Source organism: Oleiphilus sp. HI0043 (assembly GCF_001634935.1).
In genome coordinates, this window is the sequence record NZ_LWEY01001173.1 from 1 (window position 1) to 1,130 (window position 1,130).

Annotated in this window: 1 protein-coding gene; it reads right to left on the minus strand. The window is 44.2% G+C overall.

Translation table 11 applies throughout. From position 1 onward, the window contains the following. Nucleotides 1-269: 269 nt before the first annotated feature. Nucleotides 270-683, minus strand: a complete 414-nt coding sequence (locus A3729_RS13510) for a hypothetical protein (RefSeq protein WP_068633990.1) — start codon at nt 681-683, stop codon at nt 270-272. Nucleotides 684-1,130: the final 447 nt, after the last annotated feature.

Here is a 1,130-nt window from a genome sequence, read left to right on the forward strand (position 1 = left end):
GGAACACACCACCAACGAAGCCTCTACAAATACAAATGTGCTTGAGAAGCTTAAACAGCAGAGCTGAACAGTGGGAAAACGTGCCACCTACCCTAAAAATTTAAACGGAAAGGTGCCAGATTAGAAACGTGCATTCCTTGCCGAATACTGAGCCTTAAACCTAAAGGCCAAAAAACATTTAACGCCGCAATTTGCGGACGGAGTGGGATGGCGCTTTTTGTGCTCCGCACAAAACGTGACAGCACACGGAGTTCCGCAAGATTGCCTTGTTAACTTGCAAGTGCACTGAGTACTCCCATGACCGGTAACGCAATAATTAGAACTAGTAATAAGTATGCATAAATTACTAACAGAAAGCGCGTAAAAGAACTAAAGCCGTCACTAATTTTGTTAAAAGACTCTGAGCTTGTGAGTTGAGGCAGGTACACGTTTACTGAATCCGATGCTTTGCGTTCAACGTTGTATAAATGCGCCAACATATACCCAAAAAAACACGGCACAATCAGGAACGCAATGAGACCACCTACATTACCGCTTATGCGCTCGTTGACACCTGCGGCAATTAATAAAGTTGAAACCAAAATAGCGCTTACGACAACCACTACTAAGAGCTTCAGATAGTATGAAGGCTTCTTATTGGGCAGTTTGTTGTTGATTGCCCTCAATGGCTGATCGAACTTCATACTCTTCCTGGAAAGTTAACGCTTTTATAAACGGCGCACAGCTCTATCGTGCGTCCAACGCAGGCCACGTCTCTTTGTGGCCGGAGTGATGTTTGATGAACTGGTTAGATGTTTTAGAACACCCAACTAAACCAAACACCACGTTAAAACCTAAGTGCTTGCCTTGAGACAAAAACACCATAGATGGCGACTTTACCGGATTCCCTAGGAGCACACCACCGACGAAGCCTCTACAAATTAAAATGTACCTGAGAAACTTAAACAGCAGAACGGAACAGTTGGAAACCGTGCCACACACCCTAAAATTTTAAACGGTGGAATGCTTGATTAGAACTGAGCACTCCTTGCCGAATATTGAGCCTTAAACCTAAAGGCAAAAAAACATTTAACGCTTTTATAAACGGCGCACGGCTCTATCGTGCGTCCAACGCAGGCCACGTGTTTTTG